This is a genomic window from Streptomyces sp. NPDC002790, from assembly GCF_040295505.1.
GTDB lineage: Bacteria > Actinomycetota > Actinomycetes > Streptomycetales > Streptomycetaceae > Streptomyces.
The window spans coordinates 92,263-115,999 of sequence record NZ_JBEOVM010000006.1 but is presented as its reverse complement, the minus strand read 5'-3'; the positions used below and the strand labels follow the sequence as shown (position 1 = coordinate 115,999).

Sequence of the window (23,737 nt, the reverse complement as noted above, 5' to 3'; positions counted from 1 at the left end):
ACCACCTTCGCACGCCCCACTGACAATCCCGCCGGGCACCCGGCAGGGCCCGGCCGGGGCCGCTACGACACCGGTCGCGCGTCCGCCCAGGCCTGCTCGAATTCGTCGCGGTACGTCACGAAAAGGCCGTTCTCCCCCGTGTCCGTCGACGCGCTCGCCTTCACGACGCGGCCCCCGCCACGCAGCACGAGGACCGGTGCCTCCATCCCCCGCGTCCTGCGCAGATACGACTGGACGACCGCGATGCCGTCCGATCCGTCACCGTCGACGAGATACGCGTTGAAGCGCGGCGTCTCGTCGAAGACGCAGACCTCGAAGGCGCCGGGGTCCTTGAGGCGGTCCCGCACCCGGCGCATGTGCATGATGTTCATCTCGACGGAGCGGCTCAACTCGCCCCGTTTGAGCCCGAGTTCCCTTTCGCGCCGTTTGACCGCACTGGACGCCGGGTTGAGGAAGAGGAGCCGTATCCGGCAGCCAGACTCGGCGAGGCGGACCAGGCGGCGGCCCGAGAAGTTCTGCGCGAGCAGGTTGAGCCCTATCCCGATGGCGTCCAGGCGCCGCGCCCCGCCGAAGAGGTCCTCGGCGGGGAACTGGCGCAGCAGCCTGACCCGGTCCGGGTGCACCCCCACCACGTCCGCGTACCGGTCGCCGACCAGGTCCTCGACGGCGTCGACGGGCAGCCGGCGGGCCGAGGGGACGTCGGAGCCGGCGCCGAGTATGTCCAGGAGGCGGGAGGAGGCTCGCTCGGCCTGGGCGAGCACCGTCTCCGAGAGGGCGCGGTTGCGGGAGACCACATTGCGCGTGACCTCCAGCTCGTCCAGCGCGAGCTCGACGTCGCGGCGGTCGTCGAAGTACGGCTCGAAGCACGGCCAGTGCTGCACCATCAGCTCGCGCAGCTGCGGCAGGGTCAGGAACGACAGCACGTTGTCGTCCGCCGGGTCGAGGAGATACCCCTTGCGGCGGCTGACCTCGCGGACGGCGACGGCCCGCTGCACCCACTCCTGCCCGGCGGGCCCCGCCGCGGCGACCACCCAGTCCTCACCGTGCACGGGCACGTAGATGGGGCGGAGCACGGCGGCGACGACGGCGCGCAGCCGCTGCTCCACCAGGTTCAGCCAGATATAGGCCCGCCCCGCGCGTTGCGCGCGCGTACGGACCTCGCGCCAGGCGTCGGCGCCCCAGTCCAGCTCCGGTCCGATCTGGGACGCGACGTCCATGGCCAGCGACACCGCTCCGGGCGGGATCTCCGTGGAGGTTGCCTCCTGGCTGTCCTGGCCCTCGTGACCGTCGTCACCAGGGGGCAGCTCCAGCCCTCCCGAGCTCACCCGCTCCGCACCGCCTTCCGCTCCCCCGCGTTTGTCGTGCCCGAACGTGTAGAGCACAGCTCCCAGCAACGATCAAGGAAGGGTACTCCGGGAGCGGGTGGCGGTGCAGCCGGATGAAGCCGCCGGTTTCTCAACTACCGTTTCGGGGAACCCCGTTCTGCCCCGCGAGGTCGTCCGGAGTGAGCGGATTCATAGCGGTCACGTCCCTGGGAGCCAGCGAGAAGCCCTGCCAGTGCACCGGCATGGGTTGCTGGTCCTCGTCACGGGCGATGTGGTGGAACCCGATGTTGACCCAGGTGATCGGGTGCTTGAGCGTCTGGCCGTTCACCCACTTGTTGACGCTGGTGCCTCCGCAGTTCGCCGCCGGGTTGTCGCTCGCGTACTGCTCGCACTTCTTGTACTCGGTGAAGTAGACGTCGTGCTTGGTGAAGGCACGTCCGGGGTACCGGTTGGAGCGGCCGGGCACGAACTCGTACGACCTGGGGTGGTTGTCCTTGTTCTTGCCGGCGGTGGAGACCACGCGCCACCACCGCATGTCCTTTACGTCGCCCGCGAGTTCCTTGGTGACGGGGGTGCGGGTCGTCTTCGTCGTGGGTGATCCGTCCCCCTGCGGCGGCGTCACCTTGGAGTCGTACTGCTCGACCTTGGCCTTGGGCGAGCCGTCCAGGCCGAAGTTGAGCCTCCAGAAGACGTTGTGGCTGTGGCTCTCGGCGTAGGCGCTCGCGCCCTTGCCGATGGGCCAGCCCTTGCCGTCGGTGCCGTCGTAGTCGTACGGGGAGAGGCTGCCGGTGGCGCCTATGTTGGACGTGATGGTGCCGTCGGAGGCGAAGCGCCACTCGGTGATGTACTCGTACCAGGACGCCTTGTTGACCGTGTAGACGAGCAGGTCCTTGCCCTGGGCCTGGTAGACCTTGCCGCTGCCTCCGGTCGAGTAGTCGTCGCTCAGCCGGTACGCGTGCCCGCGCGCACGCGTGGTGGTGCAGAGCCCCTTCACGTTGCCCATGTCGGGGACCTTGACGGTCTTGATGGTGCCGCCGGGGCACTCGGCGGGCTTCAGGTTCTGCAGTGCCTGCCCGAAGTCGGTGCCGGTGACGTCGTCGTACTCGGCCTCCCCGTCGTCGTAGGGGACGTGGACCTGCGCGAGCCGTGCGCTGGTCAGGACCTTGATCGGCGCGGCCTCACCCTTGGGCTGGTAGCTGACGTCGTCCAGGACGAGCCCTGCCAGCGTGTTGTAGTGCCAGCACATGCTCCAGGTGGTGCCGCCGTCGAGGGTCTGCTCGATGCGGTACGCGTCCGAGCAGGCGGGCGCGGCGGCCTGGGACGCCTGTGGCGGGGCGGCCGTGGCGGCCGGTGCGGTGGCGAAGAGGCCGGCGAGCAGCGCGGTGACCGCGAGACCCGTGACCGCGAGTGCGGGCCTTGTGCGGGCGCGCGGAACTCTGTTGACGTGCATACGGAAGCGCTCCTTCGTGGAGGAGAGGTCGGCGGAGTCCTCAGCCGAGGCGGGAGACGGTGCGGGCGCTCAGGTCGACGATGAGATCGCGGGTGTCGATCCACGGTCCGTTGACGACCTTGGTGATGACGCGCAGGCAACGGTGCTCACCGCACTCCTTGAGTCCTGCGGGGACGTTCGCGACGGTCTTCTTGCGGAACACCATGCCGCTCAGCTGCAGCTGGTCCGGCTTCGCGAGCTGCTTGCCGGTGGCGTCCTTGTAGTCGCCCTTCAGGTCGGCGCCCAGCGGGTCGGCGATCAACAGCTGTGCCGCCTCCGCGAGTTCGCCCTGGCTGGGCGGCGGCTGCACGCCCTGGTCGGTCCTGCTGTCCTCGACCTTCCCCGTGTCGAGGTTCACCGTCTTCGTGACGACGGAGTCGCTCTTGTAGTCGTAGTAGACGACGTCGGCGCGGCGTTCGCCCGCGGCGGCGTCACTGAGGCCCGGGTCGACCTCTGTCAGGTTCGTCGACAGGTGCTGGGGGCCTCGGTCGCCCTCCACGTCCCGCGCGTCGAGCCGCAGAGCGGCAGGCGCTGTCGCCAGCTTCTCGGCGCGGTCCGTCTCCGCGTCCGTGAGCGGATCGCGCCCCACCCCCTTCGCGTCCTGTGCAGGCGCGGGCTCCACGGTGCCCTCCGGGGCCACCGCGTCCTGCTGTGCGGCCCCCGCCCTGGTCATGTCGTTCCCGCCGTCCTCCGGCAGTGTCACACCGACCGCGACGGCAACGCCCGCGATCGCGAGCGCCCCCACCGCCATCAGCTTCCCGAGATGGCGTCTTACAGTTGTGCGCACATCTTCCCCCAACTTCCCCGGCAGCCCCGGTCGAGGGCATGCCGGACCGACGTGGTCGTCAGGTAAGAGCGTTCCAACTCCCGTGTGGTTGCCTCACATTCGGGCAGAGAGTGTCCGATGCCGCCCGGACCGCCGGGTGGTTGGGGTATCCCGTGCTCTTACGTAGTGGAGAGTTCTTACTTAGTGGAGAGTTCGGGAAGGAAGAGTCGTCAGCATGCAGGTCTGGCCTGGACAGGCGTATCCACTGGGTGCCGCGTACGACGGTGCCGGGACGAACTTCGCGGTCTTCTCGGAGGCCGCCGACCGTGTCGAGCTGTGCCTGTTGCACGACGACGGCTCGGAGACCGCCGTGGAACTGCGGGAGGCCGACGCCTTCGTGCGGCACGCATACCTGCCGGGGATCATGCCGGGGCAGCGCTACGGGTACCGGGCGCACGGCCCGTACGAGCCCGCGCGCGGCCTGCGCTGCAACTCGGCGAAGCTGCTCCTCGACCCGTACGCGCGCGCCATCAGCGGGCGGATCGAGTGGAACGAGTCGGTGTACGGCTACCCGTTCGACGCACCGGACGAGCGCAACGACCTGGACTCGGCGCCGCACACGATGGCGTCGGTGGTGGTCAATCCGTACTTCGACTGGGGCGACGACCGGCTGCCGCGCACGGAGTACCACGAGACGGTGCTCTACGAGGCGCACGTGAAGGGCCTGACGATGCGGCACCCTTCGCTGCCGGAGGAGCTGCGCGGCACGTACGCGGCGCTCGCACATCCTGCGGTCATCGACCACCTCACGGAACTGGGCGTCACCGCACTGGAGTTGATGCCGGTGCACCAGTTCGTCAATGACGACCGCCTGGCCAAGATGGGGCTGACCAACTACTGGGGCTACAACACGATCGGCTTCTTCGCCCCGCACAACATGTACGCGTCGTGGGGCGACCGGGGCGAGCAGGTACTGGAGTTCAAGTCCGCGGTGCGGGCGCTGCACCAGGCCGGAATCGAAGTCATTCTGGACGTGGTCTACAACCACACGGCCGAAGGCAACCACCTGGGTCCGACACTGTCCTTCAAGGGCCTCGACAATCCGTCCTACTACAGGTTGACCGACGACCCGCATTACTACATGGACACCACGGGGACGGGCAACTCGCTCCTGATGCGGTCCCCGCACGTACTCCAGATGATCATGGATTCGCTGCGCTACTGGGTCGAGGAGATGCACGTCGACGGGTTCCGCTTCGACCTGGCCGCCACCCTGGCCCGACAGTTCCACGAAGTGGACCGCCTGTCGTCGTTCTTCGACCTGGTGCAGCAGGACCCGGTGGTCTCCCGCGTGAAGCTGATCGCGGAGCCCTGGGACGTCGGCGAGGGCGGCTACCAGGTGGGAAATTTTCCGCCCCTGTGGACCGAGTGGAACGGCAAGTACCGTGACACCGTACGGGACTTGTGGCGTGGCGAACCGCGCACACTCGCCGAGTTCGCGGGCCGGCTGACCGGCTCTTCGGATCTCTACCAGGACGACGGACGCCGCCCGCTCGCCTCCATAAACTTCGTGACCTGCCACGACGGTTTCACCCTGCGCGACCTGGTGTCGTACAACGACAAGCACAACGACGCCAACGGGGAGGGCAATCGCGACGGCGAGAGCCACAACCGGTCGTGGAACTGCGGCGCCGAGGGCGGGACCGACGACGCGGCGGTGCTCGACCTGCGAGCCCGCCAAATGCGCAACTTCATCGCTACGTTGATGCTGTCGCAGGGTGTCCCGATGCTCAGCCACGGCGACGAGTTCGGGCGCACCCAGGGCGGCAACAACAACGCCTATTGCCAGGACAACGAGGTGGCGTGGGTGCGCTGGGCCGGGCCCGACGACGCGCCGGATCCGTTCCTGGAGTTCACGCGCGCGATGGTGCGGCTGCGCAGCGACCATCCGGTGTTCCGCAGGCGGCGCTTCTTCCACGGCCGTCCGGTCGAGGGCACGCACGACGACCTGTCGGACATCGCGTGGTTCACCCCGGAGGGCGAGGAGATGACGCAGCGGGACTGGGGTGCGGCGCAGGCCCGCGCCCTGTCCGTGTTCCTCAACGGCAACGCGATCTCGGAACCCGGCGCTCGCGGCGAGCGCATCCAGGACGACTCGTTCCTGCTGCTGTTCAACGCCTCGCCGCAGCCACAGGAGTTCGTGGTCCCGGTCGACCACGGGCGCCAGTGGCACGCCGTCGTCGACACGGCGCTGCCCGAAGGTCTTGCGGCAGGCGAGGACCCGAAGGTGCAGGCCGGTGACCGAGTCACCTTGCAGGGCCGCAGCCTCACGGTGTTGCAACGGCCGGCGTAGCCGTCTCGCCCGGCCCCTGGAGGGGCCGTACGCGCAGCGCGACGAGGAAGGCGGCCCCGGCGGCCACACTGCCCACCGCGAAGGCGGCAGCGGCCCCGTGGGTCTGCGCGAGACGGCCCGCCACGGCGAGGGTGACGGCCTGTCCGCCGACGAACGCGCTCACGGCGGCCGTCATGCCCTCGCCGAGCCGTTCGCGCGGCACGGCGTGTTCGGTGAGTCCGAACCCGGTGATCAGGTTCGGGGCGAACAGGGCACCGAAGGCGGTCACCACGACGTACAGGAGCGTCATGGAATGCGTGACGATGAGCGGGAGCGACAGGAGGGCGGCGGCCGCGGTGGCGACGCGCCAGCGGGCCCGCAGCGTGAACCGGGCGGGCACCGCCGCCATGGACAGGCCGGCGACGGCGCTCATGACGCCCATGGCGGCGTAGACGAGCCCGGCCTGGTCACCGTGTCCCAACTCCTCGGTGAGTGCGGTGATTCCGGCGCCGCAGCCGCCGAGCAGGATGCCGAGGAGGACGAGCCCGGCGCGCACCACGTGGACCTGGCGCGGCAGCCGTGGCCGGTCCGTACCCGCGCGTGGCCGCGTGTCCGCCGGGGCGGGCGGCACCGCCGTGGCGCTCGGGTGCAGCGCGAACGCGGTTCCGCAGACCGCGACGAGGAGCGCGGCCGCGCCGAACGCGTAGGCGGGGTGCGCCACTACGGAGGCGATCCCGATGAGCGCGGGGCCGAGGACGAAGCTGAGCTCGTCCATGGTGGACTCCAGGGACAGCAGGGCGTTCACCACCCGCTCGTCGCCGCCCTCACGGCGCACGAGCGCGACCCCACGCGCACGCGCGAGAGGACCGACTCCGGGGACGGTGGCGCCCGCGAGGACCCCGAGCGCGATCAGCGCCGCCGTCGGCAGGCCGGCGAGGGCGCCCAGCGTGTAGGCGGCGATCGCGAGCCCGTTGAGCAGCGCGAGGACGAGGACGACGGGGCGCTGGCCACGCCGGTCCGCAAGCCGCCCGACGAACGGCCCCATGGCCACCTGGCCGAGCGCGAGGGCGCAGGCGACGACGCCACCGGTCGCGAGGGAGCCGCTGGTGCGGGTCACCAGTAGGACGCTGCCGAACTGGATCACCGCGACCGGGAGCCGCCCGAGGAACGACACGACGGGCAGCGGGCGTCCCGTCGCCGCGAGCACCTTGCGGTACGCGTCGAGCGTGCCACCGGTCTTGTTCGATGTACCAGGCATCGTCCGACGTTAACGAGGCACGCGTGCGTGCACGCATGCGGTGATGCCACGAAAGGCGGCGTCCCGGATACGTAGGTTCGCATGACGCCTCAGGCCTCGGCGCGGCCTCCTTGCAGCCGTACGAGGAGAGCCGTGGGAGAGCGGGTGAGCAGGCCCTCGTAGGCGGGTCGGAAGCCCGGCGCCCAGGCCATCGACGGCAGCTCCGTCAGCAGGGCGCGCAGGCCCGCGTCGGCGGTGAGGCGGGCGAGTTGGACGCCCGGGCAGCGGTGCCGCCCGGTGCCGTGGGCCAGCTGCCCGGGAGCCGCGCGGAACAGGTCGTAGCGGTCGGGGTCGGGGAACCGGATCGCGTCCCTGCCCGCCGCGCCGACCAGGCACGCGACCGTGGCGCCCGCCGGTATCGTGCCGCCGCTCACCGGGACGGGCGCGAGGGCCCGACGCAGGACGACGTGGGCGGCGGGGTCGCGGCGCAGCGACTCGGCCCAGGCGGCGTCGACGAGTTCGGGGCGGGCCCGTACAAGCGCCAACTGCTCGGGGTGGTCGAGGAGGTTGGCGAGGAGCGCGGCGAGGGCCCGGTCGGTGGCGTCCCCGCCCGCCCCGAGGAGCGTCGCGGCGAGCCCGCAGACCGTGTCGTCGGACAGTGGCCGCCCGTCGATCCGCGCGGCGCACAGGGCACTCAGGAGGTCGTCCTTGGGGTGCGCGCGGCGGCGGGCGATCTGCGGGCGCAGGAAGGCGTCCAGGGCCTCTGGGGCGCCGCCCAGGTGGGTGAGCCCCGCACGGCACAGGGCGGCGACGTGCGCGGTGCCCTCGTAGGGCAGGCCCAGCGCACGGACGACGGCCGCGGCGGGCAGCCAGTGGCAGAACTCCTCGACCAGGTCGGCCTCGTGGCGCCGGGCGAGGCGGCGCGCGAGTACGTAGGCGGTGCGTTCGATGCTCGCCTTCAGGGTGGCCAACGCGCGCCCCTGGAGAGCCGGGGCGAGGAGTGCGCGCTGGGCGGTGAGCGTGTCGTCTTCCAGGTGGGCGAAGGTGCGGCCGGGAGGCGGCGCGACCAGCCGGGGGTCGGCGAGCGCCGTACGCACGTCCACGTAGCGGCTGAGGAGCCACGCGCCGAACGGTTCGTCGAGGTGCAGCGGGTGAGTGGCCCGCAGCGTGCGGTACAGCGGGAACGGATCGTGGGCGGTCCGCGGCGAGGCGAGGCTCGGGAGTTGCGTCGCGACCCCCGGGCGGGGGTAGGAGCCCGGTGCGTCGGGATACGAGACCGGTCCGGAAGGGCACAGCACCGCGGGACTCCACTCTGTACCGGGGCGCGCACCGGTCGCTGCGCGCGGCTCTTCCCAGCGCACCACCGAGGCCTTCGTCACGCAGCCTCCGTTCCACCGTACGAGTGACAGCGGTGACTCAGAGTGACGCACGGGTCTGACCTGCGCCGGGCCGCGGTGGCGTGAACTCTCCCCTGCCGAGCGGCCCGGGGCCGCTGTATAGGCCTTCTTGACACATGGAGCGGAGCATGGGGTACTGCGGATTGCTGACGCCGGGAGCACCAACGGGGGTGAGTCACCTGTCGGAGCAGCGGTACCCCACCTCGGCCGAGTTGGTCCAGTCAGCGCGGGAGCTGGCGTCTCACCGACCTGACCTGTGTCGCCTACGTCAGGTCGGCACGTCGCGCGGAGGACGCCCCCTGCACCTGCTGTCCGTCGGGCACGACCGGCGCGCCGTCCTCATCGTGGCGGGGGCGCACGCCAATGAGCCCACGGGTGGGCCCACGGCGCTGCACCTGGCCGAAAAGGCGCTCTTCGACCGGGAGTTGCGGACCGACCGGTCGTGGCACTTCCTGTTGTGCGCGGACCCGGACGGCGCGGCCCTGCACAACGCCCCGGAGCCGCACTCGCTGCTCGACTACCACCGGGGCTTCTTCAGGCCCACGGGCGCGGAGCAGCCGGAGTGGTCGCCTTCCGTGCTGCCTCCGGACCGGCTCCCTCCGGAGACGAGGACCCTGGTCGGCGTGATCGACGAGGTGCGGCCCTACCTCCAGGTGTCCCTGCACGGCACCGAACTGGGCGGCAGCTGGGTGCAGTTGACGCGGGACATACCGGGGCTCGCAGAGCCCTTCGCCAAGTCGGCCGCCGAGCTGCACATACCGGTGGAGACCGGGGCGTCGGACGCGGCGGGCTGGCCGACGTCGGGGCGCGGCGTCCATGTGATGCCGGACCTGGACGCGCAGGCCGCGTTCCCGAGCCTGCCCGACGACGCCCGCCTGTCGACGTGGCACCACGCGCACCGCTACGGCGGCTCCACGGCGATCGTGGAGGTCCCGATGTGGGCCAGCGACCTGGTCGACGACCCGGCCCCGCACCCCGCGCCGGAGCGGGCGCTGGGGCGCCTGTCGGCCCGGCTCAGCCGCGACACCCGGCTCGTGGAGGAGATCCTCGCGGAGGCCATGCCCCGGCTCCCGGACACCGGCGGGCCGCTCCTCGGCGCGGCCTGCTGGGCGCTGGGCCTGGTGCCGGGGCTCGCGGACGACTGGGTCCAACCGCCGCCGCCCGGCGCCACGATGGCGTACATCGGCAGTATCGACGCGTTCGCCCGGCGGCTTCCGCTGCGGGCCGCGGCGATGCTCCTGCGGGTCCTGGAGGAGGCCGACGACCTGGCGGCGCCCCGCCTCGACGCCCTTGTCACGCGGTGGTGCGAGGTGTACGCCGAGCGGTTCGGTGCGCGGTGGGTGCCCGTCGCCCACCAGATAGAGCATCAGGCGCGGACGACGGTGGCGGCGGTGCGGCACGCGCGCGGGTGAGCACGCGCACGGGTCACACGCGCGCCCGGGTCAGTCGACGGACAGCCGGAACGCCATGCGCCCGAAGGCGACCTGATCGCCGCCCTTGACGACCGCGGCGCCGATCACCCTGCGCCCGTTCACCGACGTGCCGTTGGTGGAGCCGAGGTCGCGCAGCACCCACAGGCCGGCCTGCCGGCTCAGCTCGGCGTGCACCCGCGAGACGGTGTCGTGGCTCAGCCGCAGCCCGTTCGCCGGGTCGCGGCCGATGCGCAGCGGGTACGGGGAGGCGGCCGGCGGCAGGAGGAGCTTCGGCAGCCGCTCCACGGTCCACGCCCTGCGCAGCTTCTCGGTGAACCCGGAGACCGCCCCCACGGCGCCGAACAGCGCCCGGGACAAGCGGCTCTCCTGGTGCAGATCGGCGGTGAGCCGGTCGAGCTCCTCGGTCCGCCGGGCGGTGAACACCAGCTCCATGCGGCGTACGAACGTGTCGTGCGAGAGCCTGCCGAGGGCGACGCCGTCCCTGAGCACCTTCAGCGCACGGTCCCGCTCGGCGTCCGAGAGCCGAGCGGGATGTGTGTGGTGTTCAAAAGAGGACGTCACAGAGGGAATTGTCGGGCAGCGGAGGCCGAGGTGTCCAGAAAACCGGGCGCCCACGCGGGGCCCGGTGGCGTGGAAGCGCGTCAGCTTCGTGTGAGAGCGCGTCAACTTCGCCCGACGGGGCCTCGAGTTCGTGTGACACGTGCCCCAGCGGTGCAAAACGGCCCCGCGGCGATCACAACTGACGCACCATGGAACTCAGTCGTCACTGTCGGCAGGCATCCGGTCACGAGGGGGAACGGTCCGTGCAGTTCGAGGTGTGGGCACCACAGGCGGAGCAGGTAACGCTCCACATTCGGGGCGCCGAGGTTCGGGGCACCGAGATCCGGGGCGCCGAGGACGAACAGGGCACCACGCACGCGTTGGCGCGTGACCCGTACCGCGGGGACGGGTGGTGGTCCGGCGAGGCGGAGGCCGCGGACGGCACGCGGTACGGCTTCGCGGTCGACGGCGGGCCCGTGCTGCCCGACCCGCGCTCGCGGCGGCAGCCCGAGGGCCCGGACGGGCTCAGCGCCGTCGTCGACCACAGGCGGTACGCGTGGCGTTCCGACCGGCCCGGGCGCGGGCTGCCCGGAGCGGTCCTGTACGAGCTCCATGTGGGCACGTACACGGAGGAGGGCACGCTCGACGCCGCCGCGGCACGGCTCGGCCACCTCGCCGACCTGGGCGTCACGCACGTGGAGTTGATGCCGCTGTGCCCCATGCCGGGGCGGCACGGCTGGGGCTACGACGGGGTCGGCCCGTGGGCCGTGCACGAACCGTACGGCGGGCCCGAGGCGCTGAAGCGTTTTGTCGACAGCGCGCACGAGCACGGCCTCGGGGTCGTGCTCGACGTCGTGCACAACCACCTGGGCCCTTCCGGCAACCATCTGCCGGCGTTCGGCCCGTACTTCACCGACACTCACCACACGCCGTGGGGAAGCGCGGTGAACCTGGACGCGCCCGGCTCCGACGAGGTGCGCGCGTACCTGATCGGCAGCGCGCTCGCCTGGCTGCGCGACTACCGGATCGACGGGCTGCGGCTCGACGCGATCCACGAGCTCCACGACGGGCGCGCCCTGCCGTTCCTGGAGGAGCTCTCGGCGGCCGTGGACGCGCTCGCCGAGGGCCTCGGCCGGCCGCTGTTCCTGGTCGGCGAGTCCGACCTCGGCGACCCGCGCGTCATCACCGCGCGCTCCGAGGGCGGGCTCGGGCTGCACGCGCAGTGGAACGACGACGTGCACCACGCCGTGCACGCGGCCGTCACCGGGGAACGGCGGGGCTACTACGGGGACTTCGCGCGGCAGCCGATGGCCGCACTCGCCAAGACGCTCACGCAGGGCTTCTTCCACGACGGCACGTACTCGACGTTCCGCGGCCGCCACCACGGTCGACCGCTGGACCGCGCCGCCGTCCCCGCGCACCGGCTGCTCGCCTACACGCAGAGCCACGACCAGGTCGGCAACCGGGCGCGGGGCGAGCGCCTCGGCGCGCTCGTCGGCCCCGGGCTGCTGGCATGCGCGGCGACGCTCGTGCTCACCGGGCCCTTCACGCCGATGTTGTTCATGGGCGAGGAGTGGGCCGCGAGCACGCCCTGGCAGTACTTCACCGACCACACCGACGCCGCTCTCGCGGACGCCGTGCGCAAGGGCAGGCGGCGGGAGTTCGCGGCGCACGGCTGGGCCGAGGAGGACGTCCCGGACCCGCAGGACGCGGCCACCCGTGAGCGCTCCTGCCTGGACTGGGAGGAGCGCGAAACGGGCCACCACGCGCGCGTGCTCGCCTGGTACCGCGAACTCATCGCCCTGCGCCGCGCCCGCCCGGACCTCCGGGACCCGGATCTGGCGGCGGTCAAGGTCGCGTACGACGAGCGGGCGCGGTGGATCGCCTACCGGCGCGGCGACCTTCGGGTGGCGGTGAACCTGTCGGACGTCCCGGTGTCGATCCCGCTGGGACGTCCTGTGGCGCGGCTGCTCGCCGCGTGGGAGCCGGTGGAACTGCCGGGCAGGGACGGCGTGCTGACGGTCCCGCCGGAGTCCTGCGTGGTCGCCGTGGCGCCGTAGGAACGGGTGGCGGGGGTCGGCGCTCAGCCCTCCGACACCAGCTCCAGCAGGATCGCCTCCCACGCCCGCTCCGCCTGCACGCGCAGCAGGCCCACTGGGCTGTCGTCGGCGCCGTACAACCGGTCCCCGAGCCGTACCAGGACGTCGCAGCGGGCCAGCCACAGCCCCCGCAGGCACGACCGCGGTCCGTACCCCGCCAGCGTCGCGGAGCGGACCGCGGCACGCGCGCCGACCGCGATGGTGAGCCCGGCGATGTCCTCCGCGGCATCACCGACGACCGCGTCGGCCCAGTCGAGGACACCGCGCACCCGGCCGTCCGCCGACACCGTCAGATGTTCGCCCTTGAGGTCGTGGTGGACGAGCACCGTGCCGGACTGCGGGGCGAGTTGCGCGACGGCCCGCGCGGAGAGCTGATCGAGCCGCTCGGCCTCGAACTCGCCGTCCGCGTGCAGCTTCAGGGCCGCGGCGCCGGCCTCGCGGCGCAGGCTCTCCAGCGAGCGCGGCGGCACCTTCGGTACGCCGACGGGACCGGTCCGCGCGACCGGCACCGCGCGCAGCCCCGCGAGCAGCCCGGCGAGATCCTCCTCGCCCGCCGCGGTGACGTCCCTGACCTCCGCGGACTCCCCGGGCAGCCGCTTGTCGAGCGTGCAGGCGAGGCCCGGCGCCCACTCCCCCGTGGCGACGGAGGCGGGCACGGCGACCTGGACGTGGTGGCGTACGAGGTCACGCAGGCGCACCTCGCGCCGCAGCCGCGCGGACATCACCGGGTCGGTGGCGAGGCGCAGCACGTGCTTCTCACCCACCCACCACGTGGAGTGCTCGCCGCCCTCGGTGACGGGGCGCGTCTGCGGGGCGCCGCCGTCCGGAAGCATCGCCTCCAGGACGCGGCGCACGGCGTCGGCAGTGGGCTGCCGCGGGGTCGACGGCATGGCCGCTCAGCCCACGATCGCCAGCTCGCGCGCCGTCGCGTTGAGGCGCCGGCCGCCGTCCTCGGTGACGGTCACGATGTCCTCGACGCGGACGCCGAACCGGCCCGGCAGATAGATGCCGGGTTCGACGGAGAAGCACATGCCGGGCACCAGCTCCTGCTCCTCGCCCTCGATCATGTAGGGCGGTTCGTGGGTGGTGACGCCGATGCCGTGCCCGGTGCGGTGGATGAAGTACTCGCCGTACCCGGCGTCGGTGATGATCTTGCGGGCGACCCGGTCGACGTCCTGGCAGGCGATCCCCGGCCGCACCGCGTCACAGGCCGCGGTCTGCGCCTCCCGGACGATGTCGTGCACCCGGCGCTCCTCGTCGGTCGGCTCGCCGACGTGCACGGTACGCGTGGTGTCGGAGCCGTAGCCGTGCTTGAGGCCGCCGAAGTCGAGCACCACCATGTCGCCGTCCTGGATGACGCGGTCGCTCGCCTCGTGGTGCGGGTTGGCGCCGTTCGGGCCCGAGCCGACGACGGTGAAGTCGACCTGCGAGTGCCCGAACCGCTTCAGCAGCTCGGACAGTTCACCGGCGATGTCGTTCTCGCGGCGGCCCGCGAAGGCGACCTTCTTGATCTCCTCGTACGTGGCGTCCGCCGCGGCGCCCGCGGCGGCGAGGCGCTCCAGTTCGGCGGCGTCCTTCACGCCGCGCAGCATCGGAAGGGCCTCGGTGAGCGAGACGTACGTGGTCTCGGGCAGGGTCTTCTGCAGGCCGAGCAGGTGCATCGCCCAGGCGTTGTCGCTCACCCCGAAGCGGCCCGTCACGTCGAGCAGCGGGGCCGTGACGCCGTACGGGTCCTTGCCGTCGGTCCAGTCACGCAGCGTCATCGCGGGCGCGCCGGCGGCCTTGGCGGCGTCCGGTGCCTCCAGGGTCGGCACGACGAGTGTGGGCTCCTGGTCGGCCGCGAGCACGAGGAGCGTGAGCCGCTCGGTGTCGGCCGGCACGTGGTAACCGGTGAGCCATACGAGGTCGGGGCCCGGCGCGACCAGCACCCCTGCGAGCCCCGCGGCTGCGGCGGACTGCGCGGCACGGTCCATGCGGGCCTTGTAGTCGGCGGCGGTGAAGGGCGCGGGTGTACCGGTCGTCATGTCCTGGCCTTTCGTACGGGTGGGCGCCTATGGCGGTGCGGGCGTCGTACGGACAGCCATCCTGCCCGGCGGCGCGGGGCGGCGCGAGACCGACCTCTGCCCATGATTTCAGGCGCCGTGGGCGGGGCGCGCGCCGAACCCGGACGTCGTGTGACGTCATGTGACCACCCCCGGTGTGACCGCAAGCTTCTGCAGTTCCCCGTTCGCGTGCCGGACCGTGACCGCCACCTGCCGGCCCGGCCGGGTGTCCACCACGTCGTCCACGTGAGCCGCCAGGTCGAGCGCTGAGCCGACGCGCCGGCCGCCCAGGCCCACCAGGACGTCGCCGCGGACCAGGCCGCCGGTGTAGCCGGGGCCCGGGATGTGCACGGCCACGACGAGCGCGCCCGACGTCTTGGGGGCGTCGACGACCTCCACGCCGAGCCCGCCCCTCGACAGCGGCGGCGCGGGCGGCGGGGGCGCCGTGCCGGGCCCCGGCGTGGCGGCGGGGCTGCTCGGCGGCGGGGCCGCGGGCCGTGCCGCGGGCGGGGCCTGCCGCTTCAGTTCGGCGAGCTTGCTCATGCCGATGACGGTGGCACCCACGGTACCGAGGCCGATGCCCGCAAGGACGAGCACCACCGCGCACAGCAGCCCGCACAGCACGCTGCACAGGCGCCTGCCACGCCGCCCGGCGGCACCCGGCCCGCTGGGCCTCGACGGCTTCGGCGGCTCCGGCCTCGACGCCGACGCCGAGGTCGCGGCCGACGCCGAGGTCGATGCCCGGCCCCCGGTTCCCGGCATCGACTTGGGCCGCAACGCAGTCTGTTCCATGGGTCGCCCGCCTCCGGTCCCTGGCCCGTTCGGCCACGGCCAGAGCCCTACCCTCCGCGCACGCCCACGACGATCCACGAACGAGTGAGAGTGCCGGGGTCGGCTCGAACACCGACCCCGGTACCCCAGGTGACTCCCCGGTCGGCCGGTCGGCCGATCAGCCGGTGTGGCCCCCGTGGCCACCGCCGTGCCCGGCCCCGTGGTCGAACTTCAGGGCTTCCGGCGGGAGCACTACGAAGGGCCGCATCATGCCCATGTCCTCGTGCTCCAGGAGGTGGCAGTGGTACATGAACCGGCCGTACGCCCCGTCGAACCTGCCCATGACGCGGAGCATCTGGCCGGGCAGGGCGCGGAACACGTCCTTGTGCCCCTGCTCGTTGGGCGGCAGCGGTATCACCGAGTTCGGGTCGAACGCGACCGGCTTGACCGTGCCGCCCACCTCGACGTCGAACCCGGAGGCGTCGTACACATCCCGGCCGAGTATCTGGAAGTCGGCGAGGTGGATGTGCATCGGGTGCACGACCGGCGGGTTCACCGCGAGGTTGAGGAAGCTCCACTGCTCGTGGGTGCCCTCACCGATGGTGAAGCCGAGCCCGTCGTTGAAGGTCCGGGCGATGCGCCGGTACGTCTTCAACGCACCCTTGTCGTCGATGAGTTGGATGACGCCGTCTGTGGGCACCTGGACGTCATCGGCGCCCGCCGCGCCCTCGGCGTCGTCGGTGACCTCCTCCATCTCCCAGATCTCCGGGTGTCCACCGCCGCCCTTGGTCGCGGGCGGCGTCAGGACGATCAGCCGGTGCCCGTGCTCGATGTCGTGCGTGAGCCTCCGGAAGGACCCGGACAGCACCTCGGGCAGCACGAACGGCTCCTGGTCACCGCACTCGCCCACCCGGAACTCCATGACGTGCGGGTAGCGCACATCGCCGGGCACGTCGGGCACGCCCGGCGCCTCGTTGCGCCCCTTGTCGACCAGGCGCACCCGCTTGCCCGCGAGGGACGCGAAGTCGATGAGCAGGTCCATGCGCTCGGCGGGCGCGACGGGCAGCGTCGGCAGCGCCTCATCGAAATCGATCGGGACGGGCCGCGGAAGCAGTCCGCCGTCGCTGCCGATCTGGTGCACGACGCCGGGCAGCGGGTCGCCGTCCTCATCGATGAGCACCAGGTTGTAGATCCGCGCGTTCGACGCGTTCACCAGGCGGAAGCGGTACCAGCCCGCGTCCACCTGCGCGTAGGGCCAGATCCGCCCGTTGACCGTCGTGTACGGGCCGCTGAACGGGATGGTGACGGGCTTGCCCGTCTCCTCGTTCGCCGGGTCGACGATCACGGTCTTGTGCAGCAGCCTGCCGTTCAGCCTGCCGTCCTCGTCCGTGTCCAGGTTCCGGTCGGCGAGCAGCAGCGGTATCTCCCGCTCCCCGGAGGGGAGCCCCAGGGCGTCCTCCTCGTCGTCCCGGACCAGGTACGTCCCGTAGAGGCCCGCGTACACGTTCCACCTGGTGATGTTCATGGCGTGGTCGTGGTACCACCACTGCACCGCCTGGTGGTCGTTCGGATACTCGGAGAGCTGGGCGTCGCCGAAGCCCACCGCGTTGTCCGCCCAGCCGTCGTTGCCGCCGCCGGTCTGCGCGCCGTGCAGGTGCGTCACGGTCCAGGCGGGCAGCGCTGCCACGTCCGCGTTCGCCGGGACGCCGCCGCGGCCGGGCAGCGTCGTCGGCGGGGGCGGCGGGTCCTGTCCCGGCTCGGTCGGCGGAGTGGGCGCCTCCACCGACGTCACCGGGTACTCGCCGCCCTTGGGAATGCGGTTCGTCCAGGCGATGCGGACGCGCTGCCCGCGCCGCACCTCGATCGTCGGGCCCGGCACCGTGCCCTCGTAGCCCCACATCAGTGTCGGCGGGAGCTGCGGGTGCAGCCGCTGCCACGTGGGCCGCAGCGCGATCTCTGTTTCCTGTCGGACATCACCCGAGTCGGGCCGCAGCACCGGCGGCACCGTCAACGGCGCCACGTACGGCGCCAGTTCCCCCACGGCGGCCGCGGCGATCTCGCTCGCGGCCTCCTCGACCCCGGTGAGCCTGTCCGTGATGCGATCGAAAATTTCGGTCATGAAAAGAACACCCCCGTGTGTTCTCACATCTTCCCCGTCACGGCCGCGAACGGCCGTCTTGTCCGGCCATGAACGGCCGTCTCACCTCACAAGACGGCTGACGTCCCAGCAAAGTTCCCTGAACCACCCAATCCGGACGTGCGGTTCTTGAAACCAATCGGAACCGGAGGCGCCGGGACGCGGCCGGGGACGAAGCCGTGGGCGCGGCGTGCGAGCCAGCCGTCGCGGTACCGGTCGACGTTTCGGTGCCAGTTGAGGATGCCCGCCATCCAGTTCCGCAGGTCCTCGACATAGCCGTCGAGGGCCGTGCGCGCGTCTCGGTGGAGGCCGAAATCCTCGTAGAGGACGGGGAGTTCGTGCTCGACGATGTGCTCGAACTGCCGCATGCGCTGTGTCATGAGGTCGTTCACGATGCGGACGCCCGTCGGGTAGTCCGCGCCGAAGAAGTTCTGCACGACCAGGATCGCGTTGTGGATCTCGCCCTCGTACTCGATTTCCTTCTGGTACGAGAACACGTCGTTGAGCAGGCACGCGTAGTCGATCGCCGAGTTCTCCAGGGCTCGCACCGGTCCTGTGCGGTAGACCTCGGGCGGCACGGCGGGCCCGTGGCCCATCCGGCACAGGCTCAGGGTGAGGTCGGAGCCGAAGGTGGCGCGGCGCATCTCCAGGTAGTCGACCGGGTCGGGGATGCGGTGCTGGAGCTGGTTGGCGACCTCCCACACCCAGCTCTCCGTCATGACCTCCACGGCGGCCTTCAGGGTGCGCCGTTGCTCCGGGGCCATGTCCGCCGTGGTGCGCCGCCACAGGTCGGCGAGGCCGCGCTCCATCGCGTTGGCGGGGAGCGGGATCTCCTCGCCGGTCACGGGCATGCGCTCGGAGAGCCGCGTGGTGCACAGTTTGGCGGCGGCCAGGTCCCTCCGGTGGCCGAAGACGAGCGGGTAGTAGTCGTCCCCGTAGGTGCCCCAGGCGAGCCACTGGGAGCTGAGGTCGAGCGCCTCGGCCGAACCGTCCGGGTCGAGCCCCGCAGCGCACAACGGCAGGTCGTAGGCGCGGAGTTTGTCCTCGTCCCAGACACCCTCCCCCAGGATGCCCATGCGGTGCGTCCAGGGGAGCAGCCGCGCGCGGGCGCCGTCGAGCTCCGGGTTGAGGGTCAGGGCGAACGGCATGTGGATGTCGGGGATCAGGGAGGGGCCGACCTTCTGGAACGGCACGTGCGTGTACGCGCGCAGACGCTCGGCTCCGACCCCGTCGAGCAGCGCCCGTACGTCCGTGGCGCCGGTCCCGAGCCCGCTCGGCCCGCCCAGGGGCGGCTCGGACCGCGCGGTGGCCTCCTTGTTCATGTAGCGGCTGGAGCGCATGTGCCACTCGTGGCCGCCGGACTGCCAGTCCTGCAGTCCGCACGTGTACGCGGCGACCGCGGCGACCTGGTCCGGTGTGAGCCCCTTCTCCACGGAGAGGGCGGGCACTTCGGTGAGCGCGGTGTGCTCGAACTGGTGCAGCCGCGAAGTCAGTACGTCGTTGACGGCCTCGGCCGCCTCCTGTGTCGTACAGCCGAAGAAGGTCTCCAACACCAGGACGCCGTTGGAGAGTTCACCCTCATCCATGACCTCGCGTTCGTAGGAGAAGAGGTCGTTCCGTAGGTGCACCGCGTCGGCGAACGTCTCCATGAGGACACGCAGCGGCCTCGACTGCGCGACGGGTGCCGGGACTTCGGCGGTCGCGTACTCCACCAGGCCCGCCGACCAGGGGGCGCCGCCCACCTTGCGGCGCATCTCGATGTACTCGACGGGGTTGGAGATCCGCCCCTCGTTGATGTTGGACAGTTCCCACATCGACTCGTTCAGGAGGTGCTCGGTCGACTCCGCGAAGCGGCGCCGCCAGTCCATCGACATGGCGGGCACGGTGCGCCGCCACAGGTCGATGAGGCCCGCCTCGACCGGGTTCTCCGGCTCGGGCACGGGGGTGTCGAGCTCCATCGGCATGAACAGCGGCAGCCGGTCCAGGTGCGCCTTGCCGGCCGCGCGGTCGTTCGTGCGCTTGTACATGTCGAGGAAGTGGTCGTCGAAGAAGAAGACCCACACGTACCAGTCGGTGATCAAGGAGAGCGCCGGGCCGTCGCAGTCGGGGTGCGTGTACGCGCACAACAGGCCGTAGTCGTGCGCGTCCAGGTCGTCCTGGTCCCAGACGCCGCTGCCCTCCAGCATGCCCATCTCGCGGGCCCACACCGTGGAATGGGCCCGCGCCCCGTCCAGGTGCGGATTGAGCCGGGCCTGGTACGGCATGTAGAAGCGCGGCAGGTGGAAAGGCTGCGTGGACTCGTGTGTCATGAGCGCGGCCCTACCCGTGGCCGTCAACCGGCATCCACGGAGCGGATCATGATCGCACTATCGCGTGAACCTGATACACAACAGGGGCACGCCGTGCACCCGTTGCCTGTACGAAGCGAAGGACCCGTCTTGCGCATCCGGACCACGTCAACCGCCGCCCGCCGCCTGATCACCCTGGGCGCCGCCACCGCGCTCGCCCTCGGCGGGGCGGCCCTCCCGGCCTCCGCGGCGCCGGCCGCACCCGCCGCCACCGCCGCCACGTCCTCCACCGTCTCCCACGTGAACCCGCACGCCCTCGCCGCGATCACCTCGCTCGCCACGGAGCGGCTGGCCCTCGCGGACAAGGTCGCGGCGGCGAAGTACGGCACTGACGCGCCGATCGACGACCCGGCGCGCGAGAAGGTGATCCTCGACGACGTGGCGAAGCGCTCGGCCGATCTCGGCATCGACCCGCAGTTCGCGCAGTCCGTGTTCCGGGACCAGATCGAGGCCAACAAGGTGGTGCAGCGCGGCCTCTACGCCCGCTGGGACGCCCACCCCGAGCAGCGCCCGACCGAGCGCCCCGACCTGGCGACGGAGGTGCGGCCGCAGCTCGACCGGATCACGACGCAGCTCCTTGACGCGCTGCGGGAGGTGGGCCCCACGCGTACCTCTGCGGCCTGCGGGCCGCTGCTGACGGCGGTGGCGCTGCGTGACGCCCACGCGCGCGGGTTCGACGCGCTGCACTTCAAGGGCCTCGCGCGGGCGCTGCCTTCGGTGTGCGCCTCCTGAGGTCCCTGGACTTTTGAGGTAGGTCTACGTCCAGTGCGCGGGGCGCCGCAGGCCCGCCGGGATGCGGGTGGCGGCGTCGCCGCGCGCCGCGTTCACCTGCGCCTGGGTGAGGAACAGCGCCCCGGTGAGGTCGGCGCCCGCGAGCCGGGCGTCGCGCAGGTCCGCGCCGATCAGGTCGGCGCAGCGGAGGTCGGCGCCCGTCAGATCCGCGGCTACAAGAAGGGCGCCGCGCAGATTGGCGCCCCGTAGGTCGGCCTTTTTGAAGCGGGCCCCGACAAGGTCGGCGCCGCGGTGGTTCTTCTTGTGTCCCAGGGCACCCGGCACGTCGGCGCGCGCCAGTTCGCTCGCCTTCAGTAGAAGGGCGTTCACCTCGCCCCGGACGGCCGGCACGTCGGCGGCGGCGAGTTCGTCGCTACGCGCGCGGGTCAGCCGCTCGATGTCCTCGCGGGCCTGCCGGGCTTCGCCGTGCACGGGGCCGGCGGCGTCCAGCTCCAGTACGTCGCTCAAGTACCAGAGCAGCTCGTGCAGTTGACGCATCACGGGGAAGACCTCGTACATGGCCCTGGCGCTCTCGGGCCGCTCGCGCCAGCTGACGCCCTCGAAGGTGACCTGGGAGATCTTCTGGCCCGCGCCGAAGCAGTCGAAGACGGTGCAGCCGGGGTACCCCTCGTCGCGCAGCCTGGTGTGGATGCCGCAGCGGAAGTCGTCCTGAAGGTTGCGGCAGGGCGTGCCCGCGTTCTTGTCGTGCGCGAAGTCCTGCGACTTCGCGAAGGGGAGGGCGACGCAGCACAGGCCGAAACAGTCCGCGCAATCGGCGCGCAGGTCGGGGCGGTCAGGAGGGGCTTCCGGGGAGGTCACCCGTACATTGTCGCCGATGGGACACGGCGCACGCGGCCACGCGCGCGTGCGCCCTCTTGTGGCAGGGCCCGGCCTCGCGCCACCTTGGAGGCGTCCGGCACCGCCTGAAGTTCCACACCCTGGGGAGTCGACGTGGCCTCGTCCTTCGTCCTGCCGTACGAACTGCACGGTGACGGCCCGCACAAGGTGATCGCGGTGCACGGCTGGTTCGCGGACCGCGCCGCCTACGCGCCGATCGTGCCCGACCTCGACCGCACCACCTTCCAGTACGCGCTCGTGGACCTGCGCGGCTACGGGGAGGCGAAACAGACGCCGGGCGCGTACACGACGACCGAGGCCGCCGCGGACGTGCTCGACCTCGCGGACCGGCTCGGCTGGGAGCGGTTCTCGCTGATCGGGCACTCCATGGGCGGCAGCGTGGCGCAGCGCGTGGTGGCGAACGCGCCGCGGCGGGTGCGGCGCATCGTGGGGGTCTCCCCGGTTCCGGCGTCCGGGCTGCCCATGCCGCCCGAGCAGTGGGAGCTGTTCGTGACGGCCGACGCCTCGCCTGCCAACCGCCGCGCGATCATCGACGTCACGACAGGTGGCGTACGCCCCGCCGCGTGGCTGGACCGCATGGTGCGGCGCTCGCTCGCGTGCAGCGACGCGAAGGCGTTCCGGGCCTGGCTCGACTCGTGGACCGGCGACGACTTCCACACCGACCTGGAGCCCTGTACGGTCCCCGCGCTCGCGGTCACCGGGCAGCTCGACCCGGCCCTGGCCGCGCCCCTGATGCGCTCGACGTGGCTGACCTGGTTCACCCGCGGCGAGCTCGTCGACCTCCCCGTGTGCGGCCACTACGCGATGGACGAGGCGCCGCTCGCGCTGATCCGCGTCATGGAGGACTTCCTGCGGGCGGACGGCTCGTGACACCTGCCGTCCCCGACGTCTTCGACCCGCGCCTGTACGCGCGTGGCGTCCCGCACGACCACTACCGGACGCTGCGCGACCACCACCCGGTGGCCTGGCAACCGGAGCCCGCGGTCCTCGGCTGGCCGGAGGGCCCCGGCTTCTGGGCGGTCACCCGGCACGCGGACGTGGTCCGGGTCCTCAAGGACGCGTCCGCGTTCTCCTCGCACCTGGGCGCGACCCAGATCCGCGATCCGGACCCGGCCGACCTCCCGTTCATCCGCGGCATGATGCTCAACCAGGACCCGCCGGCCCACGGCAGGCTGCGCCGCCTGGTGAGCCGGGCGTTCACGCCGCGCCGTGTGGCGGCGTTCGAGGAGTCGGTACGGAACCGGGCAAGAACCCTGCTGCACAAGGCGCTCACCGAGCACGCGGGCACGGACACAGAGATAGACACAGACACGGGCACGGTGGACCTGGTCGCCACGGTCACCGACGACTACGCCCTCCTGAACCTCGCCGACCTCCTGGGCGTCCCGGAGTCCGACCGCGCGCTGCTCCTGCACTGGACGCGCCGCGTCATCGGCTACCAGGACCCGGACGAGACGTCCCCCGCGGCCACCACCGGCCCACCGGTGAACCCGCGCTCCCCCTCCGCGCTGGCCGACATGTTCGCGTACGCCGACGAGCTGACGGCCCACAAGCGCGCCCACCCGGCCGACGACATCATGACGACGCTCGCGGCGGACCCCGAACTCACCCCGTCCGAGCGGCAGATGTTCTTCTTCCTCCTCACCGTCGCGGGCAACGACACGGTCCGCAGTGCGGCCCCCGGCGGCCTGGCGCTCCTCGCCGAGACCCCGTCCGCGTACGAGCAACTCCGCACGGGAAAGGCCGACTCGGCGCTCGCGCTCGACGAACTCCTGCGCCGCCACCCGCCGGTCCTGACCTTCCGCCGCACGGCGGCCGAGGACACGACCCTGGCGGGCACCACCATCAGGCGGGGCGACAAGGTGGTCGTCTTCCACGCCTCCGCCAACCACGACGAACGCGTCTTCCCCGAGCCGTTCACCCTGGACCTGGCCCGCACCCCCAACCCCCACGTCTCCTTCGGAGACGGTCCGCACGTCTGCCTGGGCGCCCACTTCGCCCGCCTCCAACTACAGGCGCTGTACGAAGAGGTGGCCCGCACGCTCCTGGACCTGACACTCACGGCGCCGCCCCGCAGGCTCGTCTCGAACTTCATCAACGGAATCAAGGAACTACGGGTGCGCACGTAGAAGCTACGGGTGCCCACGCAGCCGCACACGCCCACGATCCGGTGATTGGCGGGGATCCTGGCC

Annotated in this window: 18 protein-coding genes; 6 read left to right on the top strand and 12 right to left on the bottom strand. The window is 71.8% G+C overall.

Going from position 1 to position 23,737, the window contains the following annotated elements:
* Window positions 1-62 precede the first annotated feature (62 nt).
* The 3 genes from ABT004_RS05925 to ABT004_RS05915 form a co-directional block, all read right to left on the bottom strand.
* Window positions 63-1,325: a DUF5919 domain-containing protein gene (locus ABT004_RS05925; protein WP_351331659.1), complete on the bottom strand. Its 1,263-nt coding sequence runs from the start codon at window positions 1,323-1,325 to the stop codon at window positions 63-65.
* Between the two features lie 130 nt (window positions 1,326-1,455).
* Entirely contained in the window at window positions 1,456-2,775 is a 1,320-nt protein-coding gene (locus ABT004_RS05920; protein ID WP_351331657.1) for a copper amine oxidase, read from the bottom strand.
* A 40-nt stretch (window positions 2,776-2,815) separates the two neighbouring features.
* Window positions 2,816-3,601: a Tat pathway signal sequence domain protein gene (locus ABT004_RS05915; RefSeq protein WP_351331655.1), complete on the bottom strand. Its 786-nt coding sequence runs from the start codon at window positions 3,599-3,601 to the stop codon at window positions 2,816-2,818.
* Window positions 3,602-3,815: 214 nt separating this feature from the next.
* Here ABT004_RS05915 and glgX point away from each other — a divergent pair, with 214 nt between their 5' ends.
* The gene (gene glgX / locus ABT004_RS05910; RefSeq protein WP_351331653.1) at window positions 3,816-5,933 is read left to right on the top strand and encodes a glycogen debranching protein GlgX; all 2,118 of its coding nucleotides are present in this window, start codon (window positions 3,816-3,818) and stop codon (window positions 5,931-5,933) included.
* Here glgX and ABT004_RS05905 read toward each other — a convergent pair.
* Together ABT004_RS05905 and ABT004_RS05900 are read right to left on the bottom strand one after the other, a co-directional pair.
* Window positions 5,908-7,170 carry an MFS transporter gene (locus ABT004_RS05905; RefSeq protein ID WP_351331651.1) on the bottom strand — a complete coding sequence of 421 codons (1,263 nt, stop codon included), beginning with the start codon at window positions 7,168-7,170 and terminating at the stop codon, window positions 5,908-5,910. The genes glgX and ABT004_RS05905 overlap by 26 nt on opposite strands.
* A gap of 89 nt (window positions 7,171-7,259) precedes the next feature.
* Window positions 7,260-8,528, bottom strand: a complete 1,269-nt coding sequence (locus ABT004_RS05900; protein ID WP_351331649.1) for a cytochrome P450 — start codon at window positions 8,526-8,528, stop codon at window positions 7,260-7,262.
* Window positions 8,529-8,716: 188 nt separating this feature from the next.
* Between ABT004_RS05900 and ABT004_RS05895 the strand changes: the two genes are divergently transcribed.
* Window positions 8,717-9,958 carry a M14 family zinc carboxypeptidase gene (locus ABT004_RS05895; RefSeq protein ID WP_351331647.1) on the top strand — a complete coding sequence of 414 codons (1,242 nt, stop codon included), beginning with the start codon at window positions 8,717-8,719 and terminating at the stop codon, window positions 9,956-9,958.
* A 30-nt stretch (window positions 9,959-9,988) separates the two neighbouring features.
* Here the strand turns inward: ABT004_RS05895 and ABT004_RS05890 are convergent, their stop codons facing one another.
* A complete protein-coding gene (locus ABT004_RS05890; protein ID WP_351331646.1) occupies window positions 9,989-10,540 on the bottom strand; it encodes an FHA domain-containing protein in 552 nt (183 codons plus the stop codon).
* 242 nt (window positions 10,541-10,782) lie between these two features.
* Here ABT004_RS05890 and treZ point away from each other — a divergent pair, with 242 nt between their 5' ends.
* Window positions 10,783-12,579 (top strand): malto-oligosyltrehalose trehalohydrolase, encoded by a 1,797-nt coding sequence (gene treZ / locus ABT004_RS05885; protein ID WP_351331644.1) that lies wholly within the window; start codon window positions 10,783-10,785, stop codon window positions 12,577-12,579.
* Between the two features lie 23 nt (window positions 12,580-12,602).
* Here the strand turns inward: treZ and ABT004_RS05880 are convergent, their stop codons facing one another.
* The 5 genes from ABT004_RS05880 to cyc2 all read right to left on the bottom strand — a co-directional run bounded on the left by ABT004_RS05880 (window position 12,603) and on the right by cyc2 (window position 19,877).
* Entirely contained in the window at window positions 12,603-13,508 is a 906-nt protein-coding gene (locus ABT004_RS05880) for an aminoglycoside phosphotransferase family protein (RefSeq protein ID WP_351331642.1), read from the bottom strand.
* 6 nt (window positions 13,509-13,514) lie between these two features.
* Window positions 13,515-14,642 carry a M24 family metallopeptidase gene (locus ABT004_RS05875; protein WP_351331640.1) on the bottom strand — a complete coding sequence of 376 codons (1,128 nt, stop codon included), beginning with the start codon at window positions 14,640-14,642 and terminating at the stop codon, window positions 13,515-13,517.
* 156 nt (window positions 14,643-14,798) lie between these two features.
* Window positions 14,799-15,452: a serine protease family protein gene (locus ABT004_RS05870; protein WP_351331638.1), complete on the bottom strand. Its 654-nt coding sequence runs from the start codon at window positions 15,450-15,452 to the stop codon at window positions 14,799-14,801.
* 157 nt (window positions 15,453-15,609) lie between these two features.
* Entirely contained in the window at window positions 15,610-17,550 is a 1,941-nt protein-coding gene (gene phsA, locus ABT004_RS05865; protein ID WP_351331636.1) for an O-aminophenol oxidase PhsA, read from the bottom strand.
* Window positions 17,551-17,636: 86 nt separating this feature from the next.
* The gene (gene cyc2 / locus ABT004_RS05860; protein WP_351331634.1) at window positions 17,637-19,877 is read right to left on the bottom strand and encodes a germacradienol/geosmin synthase Cyc2; all 2,241 of its coding nucleotides are present in this window, start codon (window positions 19,875-19,877) and stop codon (window positions 17,637-17,639) included.
* A 129-nt stretch (window positions 19,878-20,006) separates the two neighbouring features.
* Between cyc2 and ABT004_RS05855 the strand changes: the two genes are divergently transcribed.
* The gene (locus tag ABT004_RS05855; protein WP_351331632.1) at window positions 20,007-20,648 is read left to right on the top strand and encodes a chorismate mutase; all 642 of its coding nucleotides are present in this window, start codon (window positions 20,007-20,009) and stop codon (window positions 20,646-20,648) included.
* Between the two features lie 24 nt (window positions 20,649-20,672).
* Here the strand turns inward: ABT004_RS05855 and ABT004_RS05850 are convergent, their stop codons facing one another.
* On the bottom strand, window positions 20,673-21,506 hold the full coding sequence (locus tag ABT004_RS05850; protein WP_351331630.1) for a pentapeptide repeat-containing protein: 834 nt from the start codon (window positions 21,504-21,506) through the stop codon (window positions 20,673-20,675).
* Between the two features lie 132 nt (window positions 21,507-21,638).
* Between ABT004_RS05850 and ABT004_RS05845 the strand changes: the two genes are divergently transcribed.
* Together ABT004_RS05845 and ABT004_RS05840 are read left to right on the top strand one after the other, a co-directional pair.
* On the top strand, window positions 21,639-22,415 hold the full coding sequence (locus tag ABT004_RS05845) for an alpha/beta fold hydrolase (RefSeq protein WP_351331628.1): 777 nt from the start codon (window positions 21,639-21,641) through the stop codon (window positions 22,413-22,415).
* Window positions 22,412-23,674 carry a cytochrome P450 gene (locus ABT004_RS05840; protein ID WP_351331626.1) on the top strand — a complete coding sequence of 421 codons (1,263 nt, stop codon included), beginning with the start codon at window positions 22,412-22,414 and terminating at the stop codon, window positions 23,672-23,674. The genes ABT004_RS05845 and ABT004_RS05840 overlap by 4 nt, the downstream gene beginning before the upstream one ends.
* Window positions 23,675-23,737: the final 63 nt, after the last annotated feature.

Coding starts and splice junctions, on each gene's coding strand:
- ABT004_RS05920 (WP_351331657.1), bottom strand. CDS start 2,775: ATGCACGTCAACAGAGTTCCGCGCGCCCGCACAAGGCCCGCACTCGCG.
- glgX (WP_351331653.1), top strand. CDS start 3,816: ATGCAGGTCTGGCCTGGACAGGCGTATCCACTGGGTGCCGCGTACGAC.
- ABT004_RS05905 (WP_351331651.1), bottom strand. CDS start 7,170: ATGCCTGGTACATCGAACAAGACCGGTGGCACGCTCGACGCGTACCGC.
- ABT004_RS05880 (WP_351331642.1), bottom strand. CDS start 13,508: ATGCCGTCGACCCCGCGGCAGCCCACTGCCGACGCCGTGCGCCGCGTC.
- ABT004_RS05875 (WP_351331640.1), bottom strand. CDS start 14,642: ATGACGACCGGTACACCCGCGCCCTTCACCGCCGCCGACTACAAGGCC.
- ABT004_RS05870 (WP_351331638.1), bottom strand. CDS start 15,452: ATGGAACAGACTGCGTTGCGGCCCAAGTCGATGCCGGGAACCGGGGGC.
- phsA (WP_351331636.1), bottom strand. CDS start 17,550: ATGACCGAAATTTTCGATCGCATCACGGACAGGCTCACCGGGGTCGAG.
- cyc2 (WP_351331634.1), bottom strand. CDS start 19,877: ATGACACACGAGTCCACGCAGCCTTTCCACCTGCCGCGCTTCTACATG.